The organism is Variovorax paradoxus EPS (assembly GCF_000184745.1).
Lineage (GTDB): Bacteria > Pseudomonadota > Gammaproteobacteria > Burkholderiales > Burkholderiaceae_C > Variovorax > Variovorax paradoxus_C.
This window is the reverse complement of record NC_014931.1, coordinates 2,120,679-2,144,738: the sequence shown is the minus strand read 5'-3', so window position 1 is coordinate 2,144,738 and position 24,060 is coordinate 2,120,679. Positions and strand designations below refer to the sequence as shown.

21 protein-coding genes and 1 pseudogene are annotated in these 24,060 nt (G+C 66.6%); 12 read left to right on the top strand and 10 right to left on the bottom strand.

Annotated elements, in window-relative coordinates:
* Positions 1-10 precede the first annotated feature (10 nt).
* Positions 11-1,423, bottom strand: coding sequence for a sodium:proton antiporter (locus VARPA_RS09765; protein ID WP_013540395.1), 1,413 nt, complete (start codon positions 1,421-1,423; stop codon positions 11-13).
* 48 nt (positions 1,424-1,471) lie between these two features.
* The gene (pncB, locus tag VARPA_RS09760) at positions 1,472-2,692 is read right to left on the bottom strand and encodes a nicotinate phosphoribosyltransferase (RefSeq protein WP_013540394.1); all 1,221 of its coding nucleotides are present in this window, start codon (positions 2,690-2,692) and stop codon (positions 1,472-1,474) included.
* Between the two features lie 182 nt (positions 2,693-2,874).
* On the opposite strand from pncB, the gene VARPA_RS09755 reads away from it, so the two are divergent.
* Both VARPA_RS09755 and VARPA_RS09750 read left to right on the top strand, forming a co-directional pair.
* Positions 2,875-3,108, top strand: coding sequence for a CsbD family protein (locus tag VARPA_RS09755; RefSeq protein ID WP_013540393.1), 234 nt, complete (start codon positions 2,875-2,877; stop codon positions 3,106-3,108).
* 56 nt (positions 3,109-3,164) lie between these two features.
* Positions 3,165-3,572, top strand: a complete 408-nt coding sequence (locus VARPA_RS09750) for a hypothetical protein (protein WP_013540392.1) — start codon at positions 3,165-3,167, stop codon at positions 3,570-3,572.
* Between the two features lie 72 nt (positions 3,573-3,644).
* Here the strand turns inward: VARPA_RS09750 and VARPA_RS09745 are convergent, their stop codons facing one another.
* Together VARPA_RS09745 and VARPA_RS09740 are read right to left on the bottom strand one after the other, a co-directional pair.
* On the bottom strand, positions 3,645-4,094 hold the full coding sequence (locus VARPA_RS09745) for an acyl-CoA thioesterase (protein ID WP_013540391.1): 450 nt from the start codon (positions 4,092-4,094) through the stop codon (positions 3,645-3,647).
* A complete protein-coding gene (locus tag VARPA_RS09740) occupies positions 4,091-5,017 on the bottom strand; it encodes a histone deacetylase (protein ID WP_200861453.1) in 927 nt (308 codons plus the stop codon). The genes VARPA_RS09745 and VARPA_RS09740 overlap by 4 nt, the downstream gene beginning before the upstream one ends.
* Positions 5,018-5,195: 178 nt before the next feature.
* On the opposite strand from VARPA_RS09740, the gene VARPA_RS09735 reads away from it, so the two are divergent.
* A complete protein-coding gene (locus VARPA_RS09735; RefSeq protein ID WP_013540389.1) occupies positions 5,196-5,747 on the top strand; it encodes a phasin family protein in 552 nt (183 codons plus the stop codon).
* A 130-nt stretch (positions 5,748-5,877) separates the two neighbouring features.
* Positions 5,878-6,636, top strand: coding sequence for a 3-hydroxyacyl-CoA dehydrogenase (locus tag VARPA_RS09730; RefSeq protein ID WP_013540388.1), 759 nt, complete (start codon positions 5,878-5,880; stop codon positions 6,634-6,636).
* Here the strand turns inward: VARPA_RS09730 and VARPA_RS09725 are convergent.
* Entirely contained in the window at positions 6,584-7,537 is a 954-nt protein-coding gene (locus VARPA_RS09725) for a YihY/virulence factor BrkB family protein (protein ID WP_013540387.1), read from the bottom strand. The two genes, VARPA_RS09730 and VARPA_RS09725, sit on opposite strands and share 53 nt — an antisense overlap.
* Before the next feature lie 86 nt (positions 7,538-7,623).
* On the opposite strand from VARPA_RS09725, the gene dnaG reads away from it, so the two are divergent.
* Both dnaG and rpoD read left to right on the top strand, forming a co-directional pair.
* Positions 7,624-9,615, top strand: coding sequence for a DNA primase (gene dnaG, locus VARPA_RS09720; RefSeq protein ID WP_013540386.1), 1,992 nt, complete (start codon positions 7,624-7,626; stop codon positions 9,613-9,615).
* A 299-nt stretch (positions 9,616-9,914) separates the two neighbouring features.
* Positions 9,915-12,251 carry an RNA polymerase sigma factor RpoD gene (gene rpoD, locus VARPA_RS09715; protein ID WP_013540385.1) on the top strand — a complete coding sequence of 779 codons (2,337 nt, stop codon included), beginning with the start codon at positions 9,915-9,917 and terminating at the stop codon, positions 12,249-12,251.
* A gap of 107 nt (positions 12,252-12,358) precedes the next feature.
* Here rpoD and VARPA_RS09710 read toward each other — a convergent pair whose 3' ends face one another.
* Positions 12,359-13,534: a hypothetical protein gene (locus VARPA_RS09710; RefSeq protein WP_013540384.1), complete on the bottom strand. Its 1,176-nt coding sequence runs from the start codon at positions 13,532-13,534 to the stop codon at positions 12,359-12,361.
* 138 nt (positions 13,535-13,672) lie between these two features.
* Here VARPA_RS09710 and VARPA_RS09705 point away from each other — a divergent pair, with 138 nt between their 5' ends.
* Genes VARPA_RS09705 through sugE form a run of 3 tightly spaced genes read left to right on the top strand, consistent with a single transcriptional unit; the run spans position 13,673 to position 16,402 of the window.
* Positions 13,673-14,908, top strand: coding sequence for a multidrug effflux MFS transporter (locus tag VARPA_RS09705; protein WP_013540383.1), 1,236 nt, complete (start codon positions 13,673-13,675; stop codon positions 14,906-14,908).
* Between the two features lie 13 nt (positions 14,909-14,921).
* Positions 14,922-16,052 (top strand): HPP family protein, encoded by a 1,131-nt coding sequence (locus tag VARPA_RS09700; RefSeq protein ID WP_013540382.1) that lies wholly within the window; start codon positions 14,922-14,924, stop codon positions 16,050-16,052.
* 29 nt (positions 16,053-16,081) lie between these two features.
* Positions 16,082-16,402 carry a quaternary ammonium compound efflux SMR transporter SugE gene (gene sugE / locus VARPA_RS09695; protein WP_013540381.1) on the top strand — a complete coding sequence of 107 codons (321 nt, stop codon included), beginning with the start codon at positions 16,082-16,084 and terminating at the stop codon, positions 16,400-16,402.
* A gap of 10 nt (positions 16,403-16,412) precedes the next feature.
* On the opposite strand, the gene VARPA_RS09690 is transcribed toward sugE, so the two are convergent.
* From VARPA_RS09690 to VARPA_RS09680, 3 genes are read right to left on the bottom strand one after another with little or no spacing between them, the layout of a single operon-like run.
* Positions 16,413-17,399 carry a tripartite tricarboxylate transporter substrate binding protein gene (locus VARPA_RS09690; RefSeq protein ID WP_013540380.1) on the bottom strand — a complete coding sequence of 329 codons (987 nt, stop codon included), beginning with the start codon at positions 17,397-17,399 and terminating at the stop codon, positions 16,413-16,415.
* 34 nt (positions 17,400-17,433) lie between these two features.
* The gene (locus VARPA_RS09685; protein ID WP_013540379.1) at positions 17,434-18,633 is read right to left on the bottom strand and encodes a CaiB/BaiF CoA transferase family protein; all 1,200 of its coding nucleotides are present in this window, start codon (positions 18,631-18,633) and stop codon (positions 17,434-17,436) included.
* Positions 18,630-19,577, bottom strand: coding sequence for a hydroxymethylglutaryl-CoA lyase (locus tag VARPA_RS09680; protein ID WP_013540378.1), 948 nt, complete (start codon positions 19,575-19,577; stop codon positions 18,630-18,632). The genes VARPA_RS09685 and VARPA_RS09680 overlap by 4 nt, the downstream gene beginning before the upstream one ends.
* Positions 19,578-19,686: 109 nt before the next feature.
* On the opposite strand from VARPA_RS09680, the gene VARPA_RS09675 reads away from it, so the two are divergent.
* The 3 genes and pseudogenes from VARPA_RS09675 (at position 19,687) to VARPA_RS09665 (ending at position 22,332) form a co-directional block, all read left to right on the top strand.
* On the top strand, positions 19,687-20,604 hold the full coding sequence (locus VARPA_RS09675; RefSeq protein ID WP_013540377.1) for a LysR family transcriptional regulator: 918 nt from the start codon (positions 19,687-19,689) through the stop codon (positions 20,602-20,604).
* A 115-nt stretch (positions 20,605-20,719) separates the two neighbouring features.
* Positions 20,720-21,613 (top strand): annotated as a pseudogene (locus VARPA_RS09670) (MBL fold metallo-hydrolase); the annotation flags it as partial.
* Positions 21,607-22,332 (top strand): DsbA family protein, encoded by a 726-nt coding sequence (locus VARPA_RS09665; protein WP_013540375.1) that lies wholly within the window; start codon positions 21,607-21,609, stop codon positions 22,330-22,332. The pseudogene VARPA_RS09670 and the gene VARPA_RS09665, both read left to right, overlap by 7 nt.
* A 7-nt stretch (positions 22,333-22,339) precedes the next feature.
* On the opposite strand, the gene VARPA_RS09660 is transcribed toward VARPA_RS09665, so the two are convergent.
* Complete coding sequence (locus tag VARPA_RS09660; RefSeq protein WP_013540374.1) at positions 22,340-24,040, bottom strand: tannase/feruloyl esterase family alpha/beta hydrolase; 1,701 nt, start codon at positions 24,038-24,040, stop codon at positions 22,340-22,342.
* Positions 24,041-24,060 lie beyond the last annotated feature (20 nt).

The following is a 24,060-nucleotide window of genomic DNA, read 5'->3' as shown; positions in this document are numbered from 1 at the left end:
GTGTATTCACTCAGCGAAAGAAGAGGAAGGTGGTAATGACGAACAGCGGGATCAGGATGGCCACGGACCAAGCCATGTAGCCGAAGAAGCTCGGCATGGGCACGCCGCGGCTCTCGGCGATGGCCTTGACCATGAGGTTGGGCGCGTTGCCGATGTAGGTGTTGGCGCCCATGAAGACGGCGCCGGCCGAGATAGCGGCCAGCGTGCTCGCGTAAGTGGTCATCAGCGCGGCCGGGTCGCCGCCCGCGGTGTTGAAGAACACGAGGTACGTCGGCGCGTTGTCCAGGAACGAACTCAGCACGCCGGTCGCCCAGAAGTACATCGCGGGGTCGGGCTGGCCGTCGGGGCGCGTCACGGCCGAGACGACCGCGCCGAACGGCCCTTGCGTGCCGGCCTTGAGCATTGCGATCACCGGGATGATCGTGAGGAAGATGCCTGCGAAGAGCTTGGCCACCTCGGCCATCGGGCCCCATTCGAACTGGTTGTCGGCGTGCACCTTCGGCGCGGTGAGCTTGTAGGAGATGAAGGCGATCAGCAAGAGCCCCACGTCGCGCACGAGCCCCGGCAGCCCGACCTCGGTGCCGAACACGTCGAATGCGACCGGCGACTTCCAGAAGCCGCTCAGCAGCACCAGCGCCACCACGCCGCCCAGCAGCCAGAAGTTGGCGGCGCCGTCGAAGCCCAGGCGCGGGGAGTCGGGCGTCGGGTCGACCGGCAGCACGCCTTCCTTGCGGTAGTAGTGGCGGTCGATGGCATAGAACAGCGCGAGCAGCACGCCCACGATGAAGAGCGTGTCGGGCAGGATGTTCTGCAACGTCCAGAAGAAGCCCACGCCCTTGAGGAAACCGAGGAACAGCGGCGGATCGCCCAGCGGCGTGAGCGAGCCGCCCGCGTTGGAGACGATGAAGATGAAGAACACGACGACATGCACCCGGTGCACGCGGTTGTCGTTGGCGCGGATCAGCGGGCGGATCAGCAGCATCGAGGCGCCCGTGGTTCCCATGAAGCTCGCGAGCACCGCGCCGATCGCGAGGATCGCCGTGTTGAGCCCCGGCGCACCGTGCAGGTTGCCGCGGATGTGGATGCCCCCCGCCACGGTGAAGAGCGCCGTGAGCAGGATGATGAACGGGATGTACTCGGCCAGCAACGCATGCACCAGCTGCCCGCCCGCGAGGCCCACCCCGTAGGTGGCCGCAAAGGGCACCAGGAAAGCCAGTGCCCAGGCCGCGGAAATCTTGCCGTAGTGGTGATGCCAGAAAGAAGGTGCGAGCAGCGGCAGCAACGCGATCGACAGCAGGATGCCGGCGAACGGCACGCCCCAGAGCGGGGAGAGCACGGCGCCATCGAAATCGGCGGCGCGGGCCAGGGCCGGAAAGAGCATGGGCAGCGCTGCGGCTGCGGTCAGTCGGAGTGTCTTTTTCATGGGTGCCGTACCGTACCAGACCGGGGTCGGGCCAAGGCCGGGCCGAGGTCAGGCGGCCGGATGCTCGATCTCGAAAACCTGGCGCAGATAGGCCAGGTATTTTTCGTCCTCGCACATGTTCTTGGACGGTGTGTCCGACAGCTTGGCCACCGGCTGGCCGTTGCAGTTGATCATCTTGATGACGATCTGCAGCGGCTCGTAGCCCAGGTCGTTGGTGAGGTTGGTGCCGATGCCGAAGGCCAGCTGGCAGCGGCCACGGAACTGCTGGTAGAGCTCGATGGTGCGCGGCACCGTGAGGCCGTCGCTGAAGATGAGCGTCTTGGTGAGCGGATCGACCCGGTTCGCCACGTAGTGCGCCAGCATGCGCTCGCCCCACTGGAAGGGGTCGCCACTGTCGTGGCGGGCGCCGTCGAAGAGCTTGCAGAAGTACAGGTCGAAGTCGCGCAGGAACGCGCTCATGCCGTACACGTCGGACAGCGCGATGCCCAGGTCGCCGCGGTATTCGCGCGCCCAGCTCTCGAAACCGAAGATCTGGCTGTCTCGCAGCCGCGGCCCGAGGGCCTGGCAGGCCTGCAGGTATTCGTGTGCCATGGTGCCCAGCGGGATCAGGCCGAGCTTCATCGCATAGAGCACGTTGCTGGTGCCCGCGAGTTGCGGCAGGCGCGCGCCGGGCTTGGCCTGCATCGGCGGCGGCGTGACGGCGCCCAGGCGCGAGTTCAGGGTGCGCAGCACCTCTTCATGCCAGTCCTTCGAGAAGCGGCGGCGCGTGCCGTAGTCGGCGATCTTGAGGTCGGCGAGGCCCGCGTCCTGCAGCTGGGTGATCTTGGTCTCGAGCCGGCGGCGGCCCTCGTCGATGTCGGGCTTCTTCTGCGTGTTGCGGAAGTAGACCTCGTTGACGATGGCCAGCACCGGGATCTCGAACAGGATGGTGTGCAGCCACGGCCCCTGGATGCGGATCTCGAGCTCGCCCGAGGGCTGGGGAATGATGTTGATGTACTTCTCGTTGAGCCGGAAAAGCCCGAGGAAGTCGACGAAGTCGCTCTTGATGAAGCGCATGGACCGCAGGTAGGCGAGCTCGGCGTCGCGGAACTGCAGCGAACAGAGGCTTCGCACCTCGTCGCGGATCTGGCCCGCGAACTGCGCCAGGTCGACCCCGGGGTTGCGGCACTTGAAGCGGTACTCGACCCGGGCGCCCGGGAAGTGATGCAGAACGACCTGCATCATCGTGAACTTGTAGAGGTCGGTGTCGAGCAGGCTGTGAATGATCATGGTCGTCGTCGGTGCGCGGTGTCTCAAACTTTTCGGCGTCCGTTCGATTATCACGGGCAGCGTCGGCCTCTGCCTACTCGGCCTGCACAGCACGTCCTACCGTCAGGGTGAATGGAGCACGAGACATTGATTTCACGGCGGCGACACAGCCCGCCGAATCAACCTCTCAAAGGAGATTCGCAATGAACAAGGACACCATCGAAGGCAACTGGAAGCAGCTCAAGGGCAAGGTCAAGGAGCAATGGGGCAAGCTCACCGACGACGACTTCGACGTCATCGCCGGCAAGCGCGACCAGTTGCTCGGCCGCATCCAGGAACGCCACGGCATCAGCCGCGATGAAGCCGAGAAACAGGTGAAGGAATGGGAGTCGCGCGATGGCCGCACCCCCGATGCCCTCTGGTACGAAAAGTACTGACCGCCACACCCACCTACAAACACAAACGATTTCAACAACCTCGAAGGAAAACTCCAATGAAAAAACACCTGCTCATGCTCGCCCTCGCTTCCACCTGCTTCGTCGCCACGCAAGCCAGCGCGATGACCGGTGACGAACACAAGGTCGCGAAAGAAAAGATCGAGGCCGACTACAAGGTCGCCAAGGCGCAGTGCGACACGATGAAGGACAACGCCAAGGACGTCTGCCAGAAGGAAGCCAAGGGCAAGGAAGACGTCGCGAAAGCCGAACTGGAACAGCAATACAAGCCGAGCGACAGCAACGCACGCAAGGTGGCCGAAGAGAAGGTGAAGGCCACCTACGAAGTCGCGAAGGAAAAGTGCGACGACCAGAGCGGCGACGCCAAGTCGGCTTGCGTGAAGCAGGCCAAGGCGGACGAGGAAAAGGGCAAGGCCGACATCAAGGCCATGAAGAAGGCGATGTAAGCCTTCGCGGCCAGAAGGCCGCATGACAAAAGACGACGGCGCCCTCGGGCGCCGTTTTTCATGGCGCGGCGGTCAGGCTTTCAGCGCATCGACCACGCGTTGCAGGGCTTCGGGCAACGGCATCGGCCGCTGTGTGGCCCGGTCGACGTACACATGAACGAAGTGGCCCTGCGCGGCGGCGGTGTCGGCACCCTCGGCGAACAGCGCGATCTCGTAGCGCACGCTCGAACGCCCGGCTTGCGCCACGCGGATGCCCGCCTCCACCGTCTGGGGGAACGCGATCGGCGCGAAGTAGTTGCACTGGGTCTCCACCACGAAGCCGATGGTCTGGCCGTGGTGGATGTCGAGCGCACCGCGCTCGATGAGGAGGGCATTCACCGCCGTGTCGAACCAGCTGTAGTAGACGACGTTGTTGACGTGGCCGTACATGTCGTTGTCGGCCCAGCGCGTCGGGATGCTGCGGAACGCACGGTAGCTGCTGCGGGAATTCGGGGTGGGCTTGGCGGCGGAGGAGGAGCTCATCGCGCGGCATTTTGCCAGCGGCGCCAGTAGTCGAAGGCCACCCGGAAGGTGCCCAGTTGCACCTGCACGGTCTCGGCGATGTCGCTGGCGTAGCCGCCGGCCATGGCAAAGGCCACCGGGATGCGGCGCTGCCAGGTCCAGTCGAAGACGCGACGGTCGCGCGCCTCCAGGCCGTCGAAGCTGAGTTTCAAGCGGCCGAGGCGGTCGCGCTCGAAGGGGTCGGCGCCTGCGAGATAGATGACGAGTCCGGGAGAGAAGCGGCGGTCGAGTTCGTCCAGGGCGTGCTCCAGGGCAGTGAGGTAGTCGGCGTCGCCGCAGCCGTCGGGCAGTTCGACGTCCAGGTCGCTGGCCTCCTTGCGGAAGGGAAAGTTCTTCTGGCCGTGCATCGAGAGCGTGAAGACGCTCGGGTCATTGCGGAAGATGCTGGCGGTGCCGTTGCCCTGGTGAACGTCGAGGTCGATCACCGCAACCTTGAGCAGCCGGCCGGTGCGGCCGTGCTCCGCCTGCATCAGCCGGGCCGCGACGGCCGCGTCGTTGAAGACGCAGAAACCGCCGCCCTTGTCGGCATAGGCGTGGTGTGTTCCGCCCGCCATGTTTGCCGCGATGCCGCCGGCGAATGCGGCGCGGCAGGCCGCGATGGTGGCGCCGGTGGAGCGGCGCGAGCGCTCGACCATCGCCTCGCTCCAGGGAAAGCCGATCTCGCGCATCGCTTGCGGGCTCACGCTGCCGTCGTTGATCGCGGCGATCCATTGCGGCGTGTGGGCCAGCGCCAGCTCGCCGTCGCTGGCGCGGGGAGCCTGGTCCATTTCGACCGCGGGCAGATGCTCCTCGAGGCGATCGCGCAGCAAGGCGTAGCGCGACATGGGGAAGCGATGCCCCGGCGGCAGGGGCAACACGAACTGACCGGAATAGAAGGCGCGCATGCCCGGCATTCTGCGATGCGGTCCGATTTAGAAAGCGCCCTCTAGATTGCTGCACAGCAGCAAAAACCCCTTGATCGCAGAACTCAGCTGCCTATACTTGAGGCCATGCTGCACCGCAACAAAGACGACGAGGCGCAGCGCAACGTGAATCGACCACCATCCCTTCTGGAGATCCCAAATGGCCCTGACCGCTGACCAAATCCTCGCCGCCCAAAAAGCAAACCTCGAAACCCTGTTCGGCCTGACCACCAAGGCTTTCGAAGGCGTCGAGAAGCTCGTCGAACTGAACGTGACCGCTTCGAAGGCTGCCCTGGCCGAAGCCGCCGGCACCGCCCAAGCCGCCCTGAACGTCAAGGACGCTCAAGAACTGCTGACGCTGCAAGCCAGCCTGTTCCAGCCCCTGGCCGAAAAGACCGCCGCCTACAGCCGTCACCTGTACGACATTGCCCAAGGCACCGGCGCAGAATTCTCCAAGGCTTTCGAAGCCAAGGCCTCTGAAGCCCAGCAAGCCTTCGTCGGCCTGGTCGACAGCGCTTCCAAGAACGCACCCGCCGGTTCGGAAACCGCCGTTGCTGTCCTGAAGAGCGCCGTGGCTGCCGCCAACAACGCATTCGAATCGGTCCAGAAGGCGGTCAAGCAAGCCTCCGACGTCGCCGAAGCCAACTTCAACGCCGTGTCGACGCAAGCCGTCGCCGCCGCCAAGACGGCCACCGCTTCGCGCAAGCGCTAAGCACCGGCTACAACCAGTTGTCTCCTTGGGTCCTCACGGATCCAATTCAGGGCCTCATCTTCGGATGAGGCCTTTTTTTATGCACGGCGAGCGTCTTCGATAATGCGGGTCTCATTTCAGGAGACTTTTCATGCAGATCGACGGCAAGGTTTTTATCGTGACCGGGGGCGCTTCGGGCCTCGGCGAAGGTGCGGCGCGCATGCTGGCCGCGAACGGCGGCAAGGTGGTGATCGCCGACATGCAGGCTGAAAAGGGCGAAGCCGTCGCCAAGGACATCGGCGGGGTTTTCGTCAAATGCGACGTGAGCCAAGAAGCTGATGGCCAAGCCGCCGTTGCGGCCGCCACGAAGCTCGGCAAGCTTGTCGGCCTCGTCAACTGCGCGGGCATCGCGCCGGCCGAGAAGACCGTCGGCAAGAACGGTCCTCACGCCCTGGCCGTCTTCAGCAAGACCGTCACGGTCAACCTGATCGGCAGCTTCAACATGATCCGTCTCGCGGCCGACGCGATGAGCAAGAACGATCCCGAAGCCACCGGCGAACGCGGCGTGCTGATCTCGACCGCCTCGGTCGCGGCTTACGACGGCCAGATCGGCCAGGCCGCGTACAGCGCCTCCAAGGGCGGCGTGGTCGGCATGACCCTGCCCATCGCGCGCGACCTCGCGCGCAACGGCATCCGCAACATGACCATCGCCCCCGGCATCTTCGGCACGCCCATGCTCTTCGGCATGCCGCAGGAAGTGCAGGACGCGCTGGCCGCCAGCGTGCCCTTCCCCTCGCGCCTGGGCACCCCGGAGGACTACGCCAAGCTCGCGAAACACATCATCGAGAACGACATGCTCAACGGCGAGGTGATTCGTCTGGACGGAGCGATTCGACTCCCTCCACGCTGACACCGGGCACTGCGGGCGGCACGGCCGTGCTGCCGGTGCGGTCCAGCCGCTCGTACTGGGCGATCACCTGGGCGCCCAGCAGCACGAGCGTGGCGGCGATCTCCAGGCTCAGCAGCACCACGATCGCCGTGGTGAGCGAGCCGTAGACCACGTTCACTTGCGAGAGCGTCGAGAAATACCAGATCAGCACCCGCCGCGTCGCCTCCCAAAGCAGCGCGGCAGTCACGCCGCCCAGCAGCGCGTGGCGCAGCGACATCCGGCCGGCCGGCATCACGAGGTAGAGCGAGGTCAGCATGAAGATCTCGCCGCCCAGTCCCAGCAGGTACAGCAGCAACCCCGACACGCCCGAGAGCGACCATTCGCGCCCGAACAGGTCCACGCTCTCCTGCCCTACCAGTTGCAACGCGCCCGACACCAGCGTGACCAGCAGCAGCCCGACACACAGGCACAGGATGTAGATGTACGGCATGGCCACCGAGACCAGGAAGTGGCGCTTGTGGTCGGCCTTGCGATGGTGAAAGATCACCGCCATCGCGCTTTCGAGGATGCTGAAGGCGAGCGAGCTGAAGAAGATCATCGTCACCAGCAGCACCGGGCCCATCACGTCGCGGTGGTCCAGGAAGCTCGACAGCTCCGTCACGATCGCCTTCGATTGCCCCGGCAGCAGCCACTCGAGATACCGGCCGATGGTGCGCAGCAGTTCCGCCTGCTCGATGACATGCGACATCGCGATCACGCTCACGATCAGGAGCGGCACGATGGACAAGAGCGCGTAATACGCCACCGCCCCCGCGAGCAGCAACCCCTGGTTGGCGCGGAAGGCCTTCAGGGCGTCCCAGAAGAATCGGAGCGGGTGGCGCAGCAGCGGTGCGACGTGTTGCAATGGGTTGGGCGTCGTCATGCGTATGGGAATCCGGATCGCGTTCAGTATGCCGCCCACCCGCAGGAGGCCGGCCGCTTGCGTATGATTTGCCGCTCTTCGCCTACATGACCATCCCCGCTTCATTCATCCAGGAACTCATCGCGCGCGCCGATGTGGTCGAGATCGTCGGCCGCTATGTGCCGCTCAAGAAGGCCGGCGCCAACTTCATGGGGCTGTGCCCCTTTCACGGTGAGAAATCCCCCTCTTTTTCCGTCAGCCCGACCAAGCAGTTCTATCACTGCTTCGGCTGCGGGGTGCATGGCAACGCCATCGGCTTTCTCATGGAGCACGCGGGCATGGGCTTCGTCGAGGCGGTGCACGATCTCGCCGGCCAGTACGGCCTGCAGGTGCCCGAGGACGACGCCTCCCCTGCCGAGCGCGCCCGCGCCGCGAGCCAGCGCCAGAAGCAGGCCACGCTGACCGACGTGCTCGAAAAGGCTGGCGACGCGTACCGCAAGTCGCTGCGGCAGGCGCCCGGCGCCATCGAATACCTCAAGGGCCGCGGCGTCTCCGGCGAAGTGGCCAAGCAGTTCGGCATCGGCTATGCGCCCGCGGGCTGGCGCGCGCTGGCCAGCGTGTTCCCCGACTACGACGATCCGCTGCTCGCCGAGAGCGGCCTCGTTATCGTCAACACCGAAGATGGCCAGCTCGAGGCCAGCGAGGCCAAGCGCTACGACCGCTTCCGCGACCGGGTGATGTTCCCGATCCGCAACGTCAAGGGCGAATGCATCGGTTTCGGCGGGCGGGTGCTCGGCGACGAAAAGCCCAAGTACCTGAACTCGCCCGAAACGCCCGTGTTCAGCAAGGGCCGCGAGCTCTACGGCTTGTACGAAGCGCGCGCCGCCTTCCGCGACCGCGGCTATGCGCTGGTCACCGAGGGCTACATGGACGTGGTCGCCCTCGCGCAGCTGGGCTTTCCGAACGCGGTGGCCACGCTCGGCACCGCCTGCACGACCGAGCATGTGCAGAAGCTCTTCCGCTTCACCGAATCGGTGGTCTTCAGCTTCGACGGCGACGCCGCAGGCCGCCGCGCCGCGCGCAAGGCACTCGACGGCGCCCTGCCCTATGCCACCGATGTGCGCAGCATCAAGTTCTTGTTCCTGCCTGCCGAGCACGATCCCGACAGCTTCATCCGCGAACACGGCGCCGAGGCCTTCGCCCGCTTCGTCGCCGAGGCCACGCCGCTGTCGCGCTTCATGCTCGAAGCCGCCCGCGAAGGCTGCGACTTGACCACCGCCGAAGGCCGGGCCCACATGACCAGCAACGTGCGCCCGCTCTGGAGTGCGATGCCGGATGGCGCGCTCAAGCGGCAGTTGCTGAGCGAGATCGCCACGCTGGTGCAACTCGATGCGGCAGCGCTTTCGGACCTTTGGGCCTCCACGCCCGGCCCGCGCAAGGTCGCGGCCCCGCCTTCACCTCGCTACAGCGAATCCAGCGGCGATGGCGGGGACTATCCGGACATGCCGCCGCCGATGGAATTTGAGGCGCCGCGCTATGAAACCGATAGCAAGCCGCGCAAGTTCGTCAAGGGCAAGCGCTGGGGTGGCAAGTTCGAAGAGCCTATCGAGCCATTGCGCGGTCGCGGCAAGCCGCCGAGCCGGCCCGACGTGGCGGTGCGGCTGCTGCTCTCGAACATGGCGCAGTGGGATGCGCTCTCGCACGAACTCCATCTGATGCTGTGCGACCTGCCCGGCACGCACGGCGCGCTCTTCACCTGGCTCGACAGCCAGTTGCACGAGCACGGTGTGCAACCCTGGGCGGCGCTGCGCGAAGGCATGCGAGGGCTGGATTTCGAAGCGCTGGCCGAACGGCTCATGAACGTCGCCGATGCAGTGCCGGTGCCTGAGGGCGAGGAGGAGCAGCATCTCGCCGACGCGGCGAAGGAGCTTTCCAGCGTGCTCGACTTCATGCTGGACGATCGGCTCAAGGCCCAGCAAAGCGAAGCCATCGCCGCCGTCGGAAAAGACCCGAAAGCGCTGGAGCGCTACAAGGCGCTCGAGGCGCGGCGGTTGGAATTGCGCAACCGCCTGAGTCCACGCGGTTCAGAAACTGCTTGAAATTTGTGCAATACGCTATAATGTAGGGCTTCGCAACTGGCGAAATCAGACAAGAGCGACAGCAGCACCTCCGGGCCGACCCCTAGCGCAACGCACTCCAACGGTAAATTCCGGCGGAAAGGGTCAATAACCGCAAGGACTGCACACCAAATGTTCGCCCGACATCTTGTCTGCTGAGGAATTAATTTCCTCTTTCCCAATTGTTTTATGTCCGTGCCTGTGCGCGGGCTCGGTGGCGCTGCCTGAATGGCGGTGCGCCTGTGATTTCCGCTTGTCCATTCTTGTCGTAACGAGGTCGTATGCCCAGTTCAAAGAAGCCTGCTATTTCACTCGCCAAAAGCGTCGCCAAAAAGCCTGTAGCAGAGAAACCGTTGAAAGCCGGCACTACGTCGGCATCTAAGACGGGTGCCGCCGCGTCCAAATCGGCATCCGCAACGAAAGTGAAAACCGTGCCCACGAAAACGACCACCCTCGACGATCCCAAGAAAGTCGCCGCTCCCGCCGCCAAAAAAGTCGGGCGCCCCCCCAAGGCTGCCGGTGCCGCCGCACCTGCCACCGGCGCCAAGCGCGGCCGCAAGCCCAAGGCCGGCAATGACGCGCCCGAGAGCGACGTCGACCTGTCGGACATCGAGGAAGACCTGGCCGGCGACGAGCCGGCGGTTGCCACGACCACTGAAGAAAAGGTCAAGCCGCTGCGCATGAAGATCAGCAAGGCGAAGGAACGCGCCTTGATGAAGGAGTTCGGCCTCGACGAGACCGTGCTCTCCGAAGAAGACCTGGCCAAGCGCCGCTCGCGCCTGAAGACCCTGATCACGCTGGGCAAGACCCGCGGCTACCTCACGCACGGCGAAATCTCCGACCACTTGCCCGACAAGCTGGTAGACGCCGAGACCATGGAAGTCGTGGTCACCATGCTCAACGACATGGGCGTGGCGGTGTACGAGCAAACGCCCGACGCCGAAACCCTGCTGCTGAACAACACCGCGCCCACCGCCACCACGGTGGAAGAAGCCGAGGAAGAAGCCGAAGCGGCCCTGTCCACGGTGGACAGCGAATTCGGCCGCACCACCGACCCGGTCCGCATGTACATGCGCGAAATGGGCACGGTCGAGCTGCTGACGCGCGAAGGCGAAATCGAAATCGCCAAGCGCATCGAAGGCGGCCTGATGGCCATGATGGAAGCCATCTCGGCCTCCCCCGCCACCATCGCCGAGATCCTGCGCCTGGCCAATGAAATCCGCGAAGGCAAGGTCGTCATCTCGACCATCGTGGACGGCTTCTCGAACCCCAACGAGGCCGACGACTACGTGGCCGAAGAAGACTTCGACGAATTCGACGAAGAAGACGACGACGACGGCAAGGGCGGCTCCAAGGCCCTCACCAAGAAGCTCGAAGAACTCAAGCGCGACGCGCTCGAGCGCTTCGACCGCATCGCCGGCATGTTCGAGAAGGTCCACAAGATCTACGACAAGGAAGGCTACGGCACGCCCGCGTACGTCAAGGCCCAGGAGGCCCTGTCCGAAGAGCTGATGACCATCCGCTTCACGGCCAAGACCATCGAGAAGCTGTGCGACCTGGTGCGCACGCAGGTGGACGACGTTCGCAAGAAAGAACGCGAACTGCGCCGCATCATCGTGGACAAGTGCGGCTTCCCGCAGGACGAGTTCATCCGCGACTTCAGCGGCTACGACAAGAACGGCAATCGCATCGCGTCGAACCTCTTGAACCTCAAGTGGGTCGAGAAGCAGGCCGCCGCCGGCAAGCCCTGGAGTGCCGTGCTCGCGCGCAACATTCCGCCGGTGCAGGAACTGCAGCAGCGCCTGGCCGACATCCAGTCGCGAGTGGTGGTGCCGCTCACGCAGCTCAAGGACATCAACAAGCGCATGAACGAAGGCGAATCGTCTTCGCGCGATGCCAAGAAGGAAATGATCGAGGCCAACCTGCGCCTCGTGATCTCCATCGCCAAGAAGTACACCAACCGCGGCCTGCAGTTCCTCGACTTGATCCAGGAAGGCAACATCGGCCTCATGAAGGCGGTCGACAAGTTCGAATACCGTCGCGGCTACAAATTCTCGACGTACGCCACGTGGTGGATCCGCCAGGCGATCACCCGCTCGATCGCCGACCAGGCGCGCACCATCCGTATTCCGGTGCACATGATCGAGACGATCAACAAGATGAACCGCATCTCGCGCCAGCACTTGCAGGAGTTCGGCTTCGAGCCCGACGCCGGCATCCTGGCCGCCAAGATGGAGATCCCGGAAGACAAGATCCGCAAGATCATGAAGATCGCGAAAGAGCCGATCTCGATGGAAACCCCCATCGGCGACGACGACGATTCGCACCTGGGCGACTTCATCGAGGACAGCAGCAACACGGCGCCCATCGAAGCCGCAATGCAGGCGGGCCTCCGCGACGTGGTCAAGGACATCCTCGACTCGCTGACGCCGCGCGAAGCCAAGGTGCTGCGCATGCGCTTCGGCATCGAGATGTCGACCGACCACACGCTGGAAGAAGTCGGCAAGCAGTTCGACGTGACCCGCGAGCGCATCCGCCAGATCGAAGCCAAGGCGCTGCGCAAGCTCAAGCACCCGTCGCGTTCGGACAAGCTGCGCAGCTTCATCGATACGCTCTGATGAGCCAACGGCTTTGTCCGGCAGCAATGCCGGACAGGCTCAAAAAAAGGCCCGGAACCGCACACGCGGTTCCGGGCCTTTTTCTTTGGCCGATGCGCCGTTCGTTCTCAGAGCGCCGCGAGCCCCTCCACCAGCGCTTCCCGGTTCAGCTTGCGCTGCTCGCCGCGCGACCACGAGAAGATGTCGTAGCCGTTGCTGTAGAGCACCGTGCCGTCCGGCGCGAGATCGAAGTGCGCCACGTGCGAGGCGACCACGCGCGGGTTCGCGCGGCGGCCTTCCTGCGCGATCAACTGCCACGAGCCCGGCACCAGGTTGCCCGCGTACTGCGGGTCGTTGCGCACCTTCGACAGCTCGATCATCCGGCCGTGCAGCCAGAGCTGGCCCAGGTCCTGGTCGAGCTCGGGGGTGCGCGGCCCGCCTGCCGAACGCAGCGGCTCCTTGCCGTAGATCATCGAGAAGAAGTTGAGGTACCCGAAGACCGCCTTGCCCAGGCGCAGCGGCATCATCAGCGTGTCTTTCACCGCGCCGCCGGCGCGCTCGTGGGCCGGCTTTTCGACCGGACGACGGATGGCGTAGAGCGTTCCGTCGGCCGCGATGCGCGGGGCGATGAAATCCCATTCGGGGTCGTCCAGCAGGCTGTCCATCTGCGCGCTCTTGTAGTCGAGCCAGTTCACGGTCGAATGCGCCATAGCGACGACGCCGCCGTGGGTTGGATGCCGCGCCACGCCGCACGACTGATAAACCAGCGTCGAGGCCGAGCCCGGCATCACGGCCGGCGCAGCGTCCAGGCTGTCGCCGCCGGTGATCGCGCCCTTGGCGTTGCCCTCTTCGTCGAACACCTCCAGTTGCGCGGTTCCGTCAGGCAAGCCGACGGCCAGCACGAGGTGGCGAGTCTCGGGCACGTAGGTGAGGCCGAGCACCGGCGCTTGTTGCCGGTGGAAGAGCCGGATCTCGCGCTTGTCGTCGAGTTCGTAGCGAAAGAGGCCGATGCTGCGGCCCACCGTCAGCACGTAATAGATGCTGCGCGGCCCGCCGCGGCAGACGTGCAGGAAACGCGCCGGCGCCATCGCCCCGCCCGGTCCGCCGCGGCCCCAGAGCGATGCGCCCGAGAGCATGCCGGTGGACTCCTCGCGCTCCGCGTGCTTCCATGACGTGGTGCGGCGGCTGTCGGCCTCGCGCTGGAGCAGTTCGCGCGCAAATGGCGATTCGATCTGCACCGGCGGGGCATCGCCGCTGCGCAGCCAGAGTTCGCCGCGGGTGATCGACAGGAATTCCGAAATCATCTTTTCCCTCCTTCTTCTTCAACGCGTGCAGGCGCGCAGTTTAGTGGCCGGCCGGCGCCAGCGGCCCTTCGGCGCGTCTGCTACGCTCGCACTCTTTCGGTGCGTACCTCACGCGCCATTCTTCTCTCCCATCACGACATGAATCCAGACGCCGACAAACTCTGGCAGGCCCCGCGTTGGGCGCTGGCCGTCCTGCTCGCGGTGCTCGGCATGCTCGGGCCGTTTTCCATCGACACCTACATCCCGGCCTTCTCGGGCATCGCGCGCTCCATCGGCGCGACGCCCGCCGAGATGCAGCAGACGCTCTCTGCCTACCTGTTCGGCTTCGCGTTCATGAACCTGTTCCACGGCGCGCTGTCGGACAGTTTCGGCCGCCGGCCCGTGGTGCTGTGGGGCCTTGCGGTCTTCACCATCGCCTCGCTGGGCTGCGCGCTCTCACAGACCATCACGCAGCTCGTGCTCTTCCGCGGGCTGCAGGGCCTCTCGACCGGCGCCGGCATCGTGGTCTCGCGCGCGGTGATCCGCGACATGTTCCCGCCCGCCGAGGCGCAGCGGGTGATGAGCCAGGTGACGATCTACTTCGGCGTGGCGCCGGCCATCGCGCCGATCATCGGCGGCTTCCTGTTCGTGCATGCGGGCTGGCACGCGGTGTTCTGGTTCCTGGTGGCCGTGGGCGTGGTGCTGTTCGTCGCCAACTACAAGCTGCTGCCCGAGACGCTGCACGCCTCGCACCGCCAGTCGTTCCATGTGCGCCACCTGATGCGCGGCTACTGGGACCTGTGCTCCGATCCGCGCTTCCTGCTGCTCGCGCTCGCGAGCGGCGTGCCCTTCAACGGCATGTTCCTCTACGTGCTGGCCGCGCCCGCGTTCCTCGGCGACCACCTCGCGCTGCAGCCGCAGCAGTTCTTCTGGTTCTTCCTTCTGACCATCGGCGGCATCATGCTCGGCGCGCGCGCCAGCGGCCGCATGGCCGGCAAGGTCACGCCCAAGCGGCAGATCCGCGACGGCTTCCTGATCATGCTGGTGACCTCGGTGGTCAACGTGGTGGCCAACTTCTTCTTCGACGCGCACGTGGCCTGGGCGCTGTGGCCGCTCGCGGTGTTCGCCTTCGGCTGGGCGCTGATGGTGCCGGTGGTCACGCTGCTCGTGCTCGACCTGCACCCCGAGCGCCGCGGCATGGCCTCGTCGCTGCAGGCAGTGATCGGCTCGACCGCCAACGGCGTCGTTGCCGGCGCGATCGCCCCGCTGGTGATGCACTCCACGTTGGCGCTTGCAGTCACCTCCACGCTGATGCTCGCCATCGGGCTGGTCGCCTGGGTCTGGCTACACGGCCGCTGGCCGGAGATCGGGCGCAGCCTCGCCAACGAGATCTGAAAGGAACGTCTCGATGCGGCTCTCCGCAGTCCTGACCTACGCGCGCGCCTGGCTGCCAGGCCGCACCACCGTCGACATGCGCGAGCGCCTGCGCGCCGTGTGCGGCGCGGCCATCGGCCTCTTCGTCACCGCGGTGCTCTGCCGCTGGCTGGCGGGGCCGCTGGGCAGCGCGGTGTGGCTGATCGCGCCGCTGGGCGCGAGCGCCGTGCTGGTGTTCGCGGTGCCTGCAAGCCCGCTCGCGCAGCCCTGGTCGGTGATCGGCGGCAACACGCTGTCGGCGGTGGTCGGCATCGCGAGCGTGAGCTTCATTCCCGACCCGGCCCTCGCCGCCGCCATCGCGGTGGCCGGCGCCATCGGCGTGATGTTCTTTGCGCGCTGCCTGCACCCGCCGGGCGGCGCCGCGGCGCTGCTCGCGGTGCTTACGCACACCACGCATTTCTCGTCGGCGCTCTTTCCGTTCTTCACCAATTCGCTGCTGCTGGTGCTGGCCGGCGTGGCCTACAACTCGCTCACCGGCCGGCGCTATCCGCATGTGCAGGTGGCGCAGCCGCCGCGCGCGGACGCCCGCTTCAGCCAGGCCGACATCGATGCGGTGCTGGCCCGCTACAACCAGGTGCTGGACATCAGCCGCGACGACCTCGAATCGCTGATCCAGCAGACCGAGCTCGAGTCGTACAAGCGGCGCCTGGGCACGCTCGATTGCGGCGACATCATGTCGCCCAACCCGATCTCGGTGGAGTTCGGCACACCGCTGCAGGAGGCTTGGGCGCTGATGCACGAGAAGCGCATCAAGGCGCTGCCGGTGACCGACCGCACGCGCCGCGTGGTGGGCATCGTCACGCAGGCCGACTTCTTCCGGCAGCTCGACCTGCAGCACCACGAAGGCATCGCGGGCCGGCTGCGCGACCTCATCCGCGCGACGCGCACCGTGGTGTCGAACAAGCCCGAGGTGGTCGGCCAGATCATGACGCGGCAGGTGCGCGTGGCCAGCGCCGAGCGGCCGGTGGTCGACCTCGTGCCGCTCTTCTCGGAAGGCGGCCACCACCATATCCCCATCATCGATGGTGAAAAGCGTCTCACCGGCATGATCACGCAGTCCGATTTCGTGCGCGCCCTCTACCGTGCCGTGCGGCCGGAGAACTGAACCCCTTTTGTTTTCACCAAGGAGCGCGCATGGCCTGGGTCGTATTGCTGGTGGCTGGTCTGCTTGAAATGGGATGGGCCATCGGCCTCAAGTACACCGAAGGATTCACGAAGTTCTGGCCCTCGGTCGGCACTGTGATCTCGATGATTCTCAGCGTGGTGCTGCTGGGCTGGGCGATGCGCTCGCTGCCCGTGGGCACGGCCTACGCGGTGTGGACCGGCATCGGCGCCGTGGGCACGGTGATCCTGGGCATCGTGCTGTTCCACGAGCCGGCCAATGCGGCGCGGCTCGCGTGCGTGGGGTTGATCGTCGCGGGCATCCTCGGGCTCAAGCTCACGAGCCCCGCCTGAATCTGCTGGCTTATTCCAGCACCACGTTCGCCTTCTTCACGAGCGCCGCATAGCGCGCGGCCTCGCTGCGGAAGTAGCTCGCGGCTTCCTCGGGCGAAGTGGGCTTGATGACGTTGCCCTGCTTGTCCATCGCCTCGCGCACCTCGGCGCTGGTGTAGGCGGCCGCCACGGCGTCGTGCACGCGCTTGATGTCGGCCGCCTGCATCTTCGGCGGGCCGATCACCGCGAACCAGCCTTCGACCGCGTAGTTCGGCAGGCCCTGCTCCGCGATCGTCGGAATGTCCGGCGCAGCCGGCGAGCGCGCGGGTCCGCACACGCCGATGGCGCGCAGCGCGCCGCTCTTGATGTGCTGCTGCACCGCGGGCAGCGCGACCACGCCGATCTCGACCTGCCCCGCCATCATGTCGGTCACCATCGGGCCGGTGCCCTTGTACGGAATGTGCCGCGCCTTCACGCCGGCCTCGTCCATGAACATCTCGCCGGCCAGGTGGATGATGGTGCCGTTGCCCGACGAGGCGTAGTTGTAGCCCTCGGGCTTGGCGCGCAGCAGCGCCACGAGCTCCTTCACGTTCTTGGCGGGCAGCTTCGGATTCACCATCAGCACCAGCGGCGTCGCGCCCACCACGCTGATCGGCGTGATGTCGTTGATCGCGTCGAACGGCATCTTCTTGAACACGCTCGGATTGATCACATGGTTGTTCGACACCATGCCCAGCGTGAGCCCGTCGGGCGCCGCCTTGACGATGGCCGCGGTGCCGGTGATGCCACCCGCGCCCGGCATGTTCTCGACCACCACCGGCTGGCCGAAGGCCTTGCCGAGCGCCACCGAGGCGGCGCGCACGATGTTGTCCACGCCCGAGCCCGCGCTGATCGGCAGGATGAAGCGGATCGGTTTGTCGGAGCCCTGCGCGAGCGCGGGGAATGCGGCGAGCGCCGCGGCGCCAGCGCCCAAGCCCAGCATCGCGCGGCGGTTCATCGGAAAAAGGTTCGGGGTCATGGTCTTGTCTCTCGTATTGTTTTTGATGAAGCTATCAGGCGATGGCCGCGTCGGCCTGCATCGCCGCGATCTGCGCGCCTTCGTAGCCCAGTTCGGCCAGCAGTTCGCGCGTGTGCTCGCCCAGCGTCGGCGGATGCAGCCGCACGCCCAGGCGCTCGCCGCCGAGCGTGATCGGGAACAGCGTGGTCTGCGCCATCTCGCCGGCGCGCTCGCCGTCGGGCAGGCGGATGTTCGCGAGGCCGCCGGTGGCCTTCAGGTGCGGATCGGCATACAGGTCTTCGGGCCGCGTGATCGGCGCGAACGGCAGGCCGCGCGCCTCGAAGATCGCCGACAGCTCGGCCGCCGAACGGTCGACCAGGCGCACGCGCAGGTCGGCCAGCAACGTGGGCCGCAAGCGCACGCGGTCGTTGTTCGTGCGCAGGGCCGGATCGGCCTTCAGGTCGTCGAAGCCGAGCGCGTCGCAGAACACCGTCCACTGCGCGTCGCTCACCGCGGCCAGGAAGATCTGCTCGCCGTCCTTCACGGTGAACACGTCGTACAGCGCCCAGGCCGAGATGCGCTCGGGCATCGGCGCGGCCGCCTGCCCCGTGATCGCGTACTGCAGCATGTGCTGGCCGACCAGGAACACGTTGTTCTCGAAGAGCGCGGACTGCACCTCCTGCCCCTTGCCCGTTTCGGCGCGCTGCATCAGCGCGGCGATGGCGCCGATGGCGCCGAACATGCCGCCCATGATGTCGTTCACGCTGGTGCCCGCGCGCAGCGGATCGCCTGGGCGGCCCGTCATGTAGGCCAGGCCGCCCATCATCTGCACCACCTCGTCGAGCGCGGTGCGGTGCTCGTAGGGTCCGGGCAAAAAACCCGTGTGGTTCACGTACACAAGCCGCGGATTGAGCTTGCCGAGCGCGGCGTAGCCCAGGCCGTACTTGTCCATCGTGCCGGGGCGGAAGTTCTGCGCCACCACGTCGGCGGTGGCGCACAGGCGCAGCGCCGCCTCGAGCCCCTGCGGATTGCGCAGGTCGAGCGCGATGCTCTTCTTGTTGCGGTTGAACATCGGGAAGAAGCCCGCGCCCGCGCCCAGCAGGTGCCGCGTGCGGTCGCCGTCGATCGGCTCGACCTTGATCACTTCCGCGCCCAGGTCCGCGAGGACCATGCCGCAGGTCGGCCCCATCACCATGTGCGTGAACTCGACCACGCGGATGCCGGTGAGCGGCAGGCGTTTTTCTTCCGTGCTCATACCGCGACGCCTTCCGCAGGTGCAAAGGTCTTCGGGAAACCCGCGCGCCACACGGTGCCCTGCAGCGTCTCGCCATCGAGCCAGCCGGCCACGCGTTTCCTCAGGTCGAGCAGCTTCGGCAGATCGACGCCGGTGGCAACCCCCATGCTCTCCAGCATGAAGACCAGGTCTTCGGTATCGACGTTGCCGCTCGCACCCGGCGCATGCGGGCAGCCGCCGATGCCGGCCAGGCAGGCGTCGAAGCGGGTGATGCCGACCTCCAGCGCCGCGTAGACATTGGCGAGCCCGAGGCCGCGCGTGTCGTGGAAATGGCCGCACCAGAGGCGCTCGCCCGCGATGCGCAACGCACGCTCGAACAGGCTGCGGACCATCGCAGGATCGGCGTAGCCCACCGTGTCGGCGAGGCTCACGCGGTCGGCGCCAGCGTCGAGCAGCGCCTGCATCAGGCGCAGCACTTCGTCGGGGTCGACGTGGCCCTGGATCGTGCAGCCGAACGCGGTGCCCACGCCGCCGTCGATCAGCGTCTTCGAGCCCGCGGCATCGCGCGCGGCGCGCATGCGGCCGACCTCGGCCACCACCTCGTCGGGCGTCTTGCGCAGGTTGGCGAGGCTGTGCGCGTGGCTCGCCGAGAGCGGCACCATCATCAGGTCGGCATCGCCCGCGATGGCGCGCTCGGCGCCCTTGAGGTTGGGCACGAGCACCGAGGCGAAAAGGCCCGGCAGCGTCTTGGCGTACGCCAGCAACTCGGCCGTGTCCGCCAGCTGCGGCAGCAGGTGCGCCGGCACGAAGGAGCCGACCTCGATCTCGCGCTGGCCGGCCGCGTGCGCATCGCGGATCCATTCGAGCTTGCGCGCGGTGGGCAGCACGCGGGCGATGCTCTGGAGCCCGTCGCGCAGGCCCACTTCGCGAACGACCGCGCGGGGCGGCAGGAAGGCGTGAATCAAGTTTTGTCTCCATCGTGAGGGGTACGGCGTCGATGTTAGAAGTTCCGATTCAGTCCAGAAGGTATATTTTGGAAGCCGATTGCTTCCAAAACGGAACACCACCAACATCATGAGAGACCTCGACCTGACCACTCTGCGGCTCTTCGTCGCCGTCTGCGAAACCCGCAGCATCGCGCGCGCCGGCGAGCAGGCCAGCATCGTCGGCTCGGCGATCAGCAAGCGCCTCGCGCAGCTGGAAGACACGGTCGGCACGCCCTTGCTGCTGCGCAAACGGCGCGGCGTGGTGCCCACGCCAGCCGGCGAAACCCTGCTCGAACACGCGCGCGCCATGCTCGGCAGCGCCCACCGCATCGAGCGCGACATGGCGGCCTACGCCGGCGGCGCGCGCGGGCATGTGCGCATCCTGGCCTCGGCCTCGGTGATGGCCGAATCGCTGGCCGAGGACGTGGCCGGTTTCCTGCAGGACCCCGCGCACCGCAACATCCGCGTCGACATGGAAGAGCGCGTGAGCCCCGAGATCGTTCGCGGCATCCGCGAGGGCATCGCGTCCATTGGCCTGTGCTGGGACGCGGCCGATCTCGAAGGACTGGAGCGGCGCGACTATCGCTCGGACCACCTGGCGATCGTCGCCCACCCATCGCACCCCGTGGCCCGCCACGACGCGGTGCGCTTCGAGCAGGTGCTCGACCACGAATTCGTCGGCATGCCCGCGCTGAGCGCCGTGCAGCTGATGCTCGCGCGCGAGGCGGCCGTGGCCGGCAAGCCGCTCGTGTACCGGGTGCTCGTGTCCAACTTCGACGCGGCGCTGCGCGTGGTGCGCGCCGGCCTCGCCATCAGCGTGGTGCCGGCGGAAGTAGCGCGGCCTTTCGCCGATGCGTTCGGCCTGCGCCTGATGCCGCTCACCGACGACTGGGCGCGACGGCGCTTCGCGATCTGCTTTCGCAGTGAAGCAGCGCTGTCGCCCTCGGCGCAATTGCTGGTCACGCACCTCGAACGGTGTGCGACGGACCGCAAGGCAGACGCCTGATCTGACCGATAACAGAAACGATCCATTGCGGCGGCGGTGGTTTTTGTTTCGTTTTTCGCAACCTAACATCCGGTCTGTTCGCTGTCACCCTCATCCAACCGACCGAAAGACCGCCATGTTCCGCAGAGCCCTGATTTCCACTGCCGCCCTTTCCGCCACCTTGGCGCTCGCGCCGCTGGCGGCCAACGCCGCCGGGCCGCTCAAGCTCGATGTCTACAACCCCGGCACCAAGTCGATGTTCCCGGTGTCGTCCGAGCTCGTTACTGGCCAGACCGACGCGGTGCTGATCGACGCCCAGTTCCAGCGCAACGACGCCGAGGCGCTGGTGCAGAAGATCAAAGCCAGCGGCAAGAAGCTGACCACCGTCTACATCAGCCACAGCGACCCCGACTACTACTTCGGCCTCGACGTGATCCAGGCCGCTTTTCCCGACGCGAAGATCGTCGCGACGCCGACGACCGTGGCCGCGATCCAGGCGTCCAAGGACGGCAAGCTCGCGTACTGGAGCCCGATCCTGAAGGAGAACGCGCCCAAGGCGGTGGTCGTTCCACAGCCGCTGGCAGGCGACAGCATCGAACTCGAAGGCCAGAAGATCCAGATCGTCGGTCTCGACGGCCCCACGCCCGCGCGCACCTTCGCCTGGATTCCTTCGCTCAAGACGGTGGCCGGCGGCATCCCGGTGTCGGCCAACATCCACGTGTGGATCGCCGACACGCAGACACCAGCTTCCCGCAGCGAGTGGCTCAAGACGCTCGGCCGCATCGAAGCCCTGCACCCCAAGACCGTGGTGCCCGGCCACTACCTGCTGAATGCGGATGGCAGCACGCCCTACTCGCTCGCTTCGGTGAAGTTCACCCGCGGCTACCTGCAGGCCTTCGAGACCGAAGCGAAGAAGGCCAAGGACTCGGTCGCGCTCATCGCCGCGATGAAGAAGCGCTACCCGAAGCTGGAACACGCCTCGTCTCTCGAACTGAGCGCCAAGGTCATCAAGGGAGAAATGAAATGGCCGCAGTGAACGACGCCCCGAACGCAGCCACGCTGCACTACATCTTCGATCCGATGTGCGGCTGGTGCTACGCGGTCGCCCCACTGGTCGACGCGGCGCGCGACGTGCCGGGCCTCCGGGTCGAAATCCACGGCGGCGGCATGATGACCGGCGCCAACCGGCGCCCGATCACCGCGCAATGGCGGGAGTACGTCAAGCCGCACGACCTGCGCATTGCCCAACTCACCGGCCAGCCTTTTGGCGAGCGCTACCTCGAAGGGCTGCTGCGCGACACCGGTGCGACGATGGACTCCGAACCCCCGACCACGGCGATCCTCGCGGCCGAAGCGCTGCGTGCGGGCGGCGGGCTGGACATGGCGCATCGCGTGCAGCAGGCGCACTACGTGGAAGGCCGCCGCATCGCGGATGCCGATGTGCTCGACGCGCTGGCGGTCGAACTCGGTTTCGATGCCGAGGCTTTCGCATCCGCGTTCGCGCGCTTGTCCGGCGAGGCGACCGCGCAGCACATCGCGGCGAGCCGCCAATTGCTCCAACGATCGGGCGGCCAGGGGTTTCCGACTTTCGTGCTGGAGCCGGCCGACGGCCCCGCAAGCCGTATCGACATCAGCCCGTGGTTCGGGCGCGCGGACGGATGGAAGGCGCAACTCGCCACCTTCGTCGCCCCGCCGCAGGCCGCAGGAGCAGCACCCACCGCTTGCGGCCCCGACGGCTGCGCGATCTAGGCTTTCGCTACTTGGCGCACTGGAAGCTCGCCGCCTGCGACGCATCGCCGCTCACGTAGCGTGGCCACAGCGGCCACTCGCACAGCGGCCGCGCGCGGATGGTCTTGAACGGCGGCTGCACTTCCTGTTCGACGAGCTGCAGCCCGCCCGGCGCACGGCCGCGCTCGACCCAGTCGGCCAGCGCGCCGAGCATGTCGACATTGGCCGGCGCGCCGCTGCCCACGTGGTCCACACCGGGCGCGGTATAGAGGCGCATGAAGCGGTCCACGTTGTCGCGCCCCATGCGCGTCACCACCGATTCGTAATAGCGGATGCCGGCGAACGGGCTCTGCGCGTAGTCGGCCATGTGCTCCAGCATCAGCAGCTTGCCGCCGCGCGCGTTGAAGGCGGCAAGGTCGGGGTTGGTCGAATCCATCAGTTGCGACACAGTGGCGATGCGCGCAGCGAAGTCTTCGGCGCGGTAGTTGCGCACGTCGAGAGACGGATTGCGCGCATAGAAGTACTGCAGCGCCCCGCTGCCGTAGAACCACGCGATGCCGTTGCTCGGCTGCGGCGGCACGGTCGGTGCGGCGATGCCCGTCCACCACGCGTTCCAGCCGCCCATCGAGGCGAAGGCCGGCGTGCCTTCGCCGCCGATGCCCCAGCCGGGATATTCGGTCACGCCGTTGGCCAGCGGCACGGGCGAACGCCATGGCGAGCGCAGCGTGCGCACCGCCTGCACCTGTGCATCGTTGAGGCAGTTGTCGCCGCTCGTGCCGGCCGCGCAGCGCAGGCTGGCCGCATCGAAGCGCTGCAGGCACGCGACCGGGTTCGACACGATGCGGTCGGCCACGCCGTCCGCGGCATCGCATGACGCGAGCACCGCGTTGTGCACCAGCTGCACCTGCGCGGGCCGCAGCCACCCTTCGCCAAAGGTCGCGATGCCGTTGCGTGTGCCCGCATGCTGCAGACCCGTCCAGTTGATGACGGGCACGCGGCTGAAGATGCCGTCGAAATCCTGCGGATAGCGCTGCGCCATGGTGAGCGCCTCGCGCCCGCCTTCGGAGCTGCCCATGAAGTACAGCTTCTGCGGCGCCTGCCCGTAGGCGCGCTGCATCAGCGCCACCGCCACGTCGCGCACCTTCTTGTACGAGGCGTGCGCAAAGTTGGTCAGCGCCTCGTCGTTGAGCGCAAAAGCTTGCGGCGGCTGGCCCTGCACGTTCTGGTGGCCCGAGTCGGTGCCATAGGTCACGTAGCCCTGCGCGAGCGGCGTCGGCTGGTCGAAGCGGCCGGCCGGCACCAGCGAAAGGCCGGTGATCAGCGTTCCGTTGAAACCGCCACCGCCGTACTGCACGCTGCGCCCGTTCCAAGCGAGCGGCAGGTTGACCTGGAACAGGATCGGCGGCGCGCTCGCATCGAGCGGTGCGATGCGGCCGAGCACCTTGCAGTGCGCGGGCGTCGTCGGCGTGATGCGCGACGCGGGGCTGGGCCCGCGCTCCGCGACCGCCAGCGGGGATGCGGCAACGAGCGTCGCCGAGTCGATGGTCGCGGCGCCACTCGGCAGGCCGATCGCAGCGGGCGCGATCGGCGAAGCGAGGGCCGCGCAGGACGTTGCCGGCTCACCGCCGAGCGTGAGCGCCCTCGGCCCGGTGGGAGTGCCGCATGCGGCGAGCAACGCGGCGGCCGCCAGCATGGCGCCCCCGCAAAACACTGTCTTCGGGGCCGTCATCTGTCTGTCTCCTTCGTTGT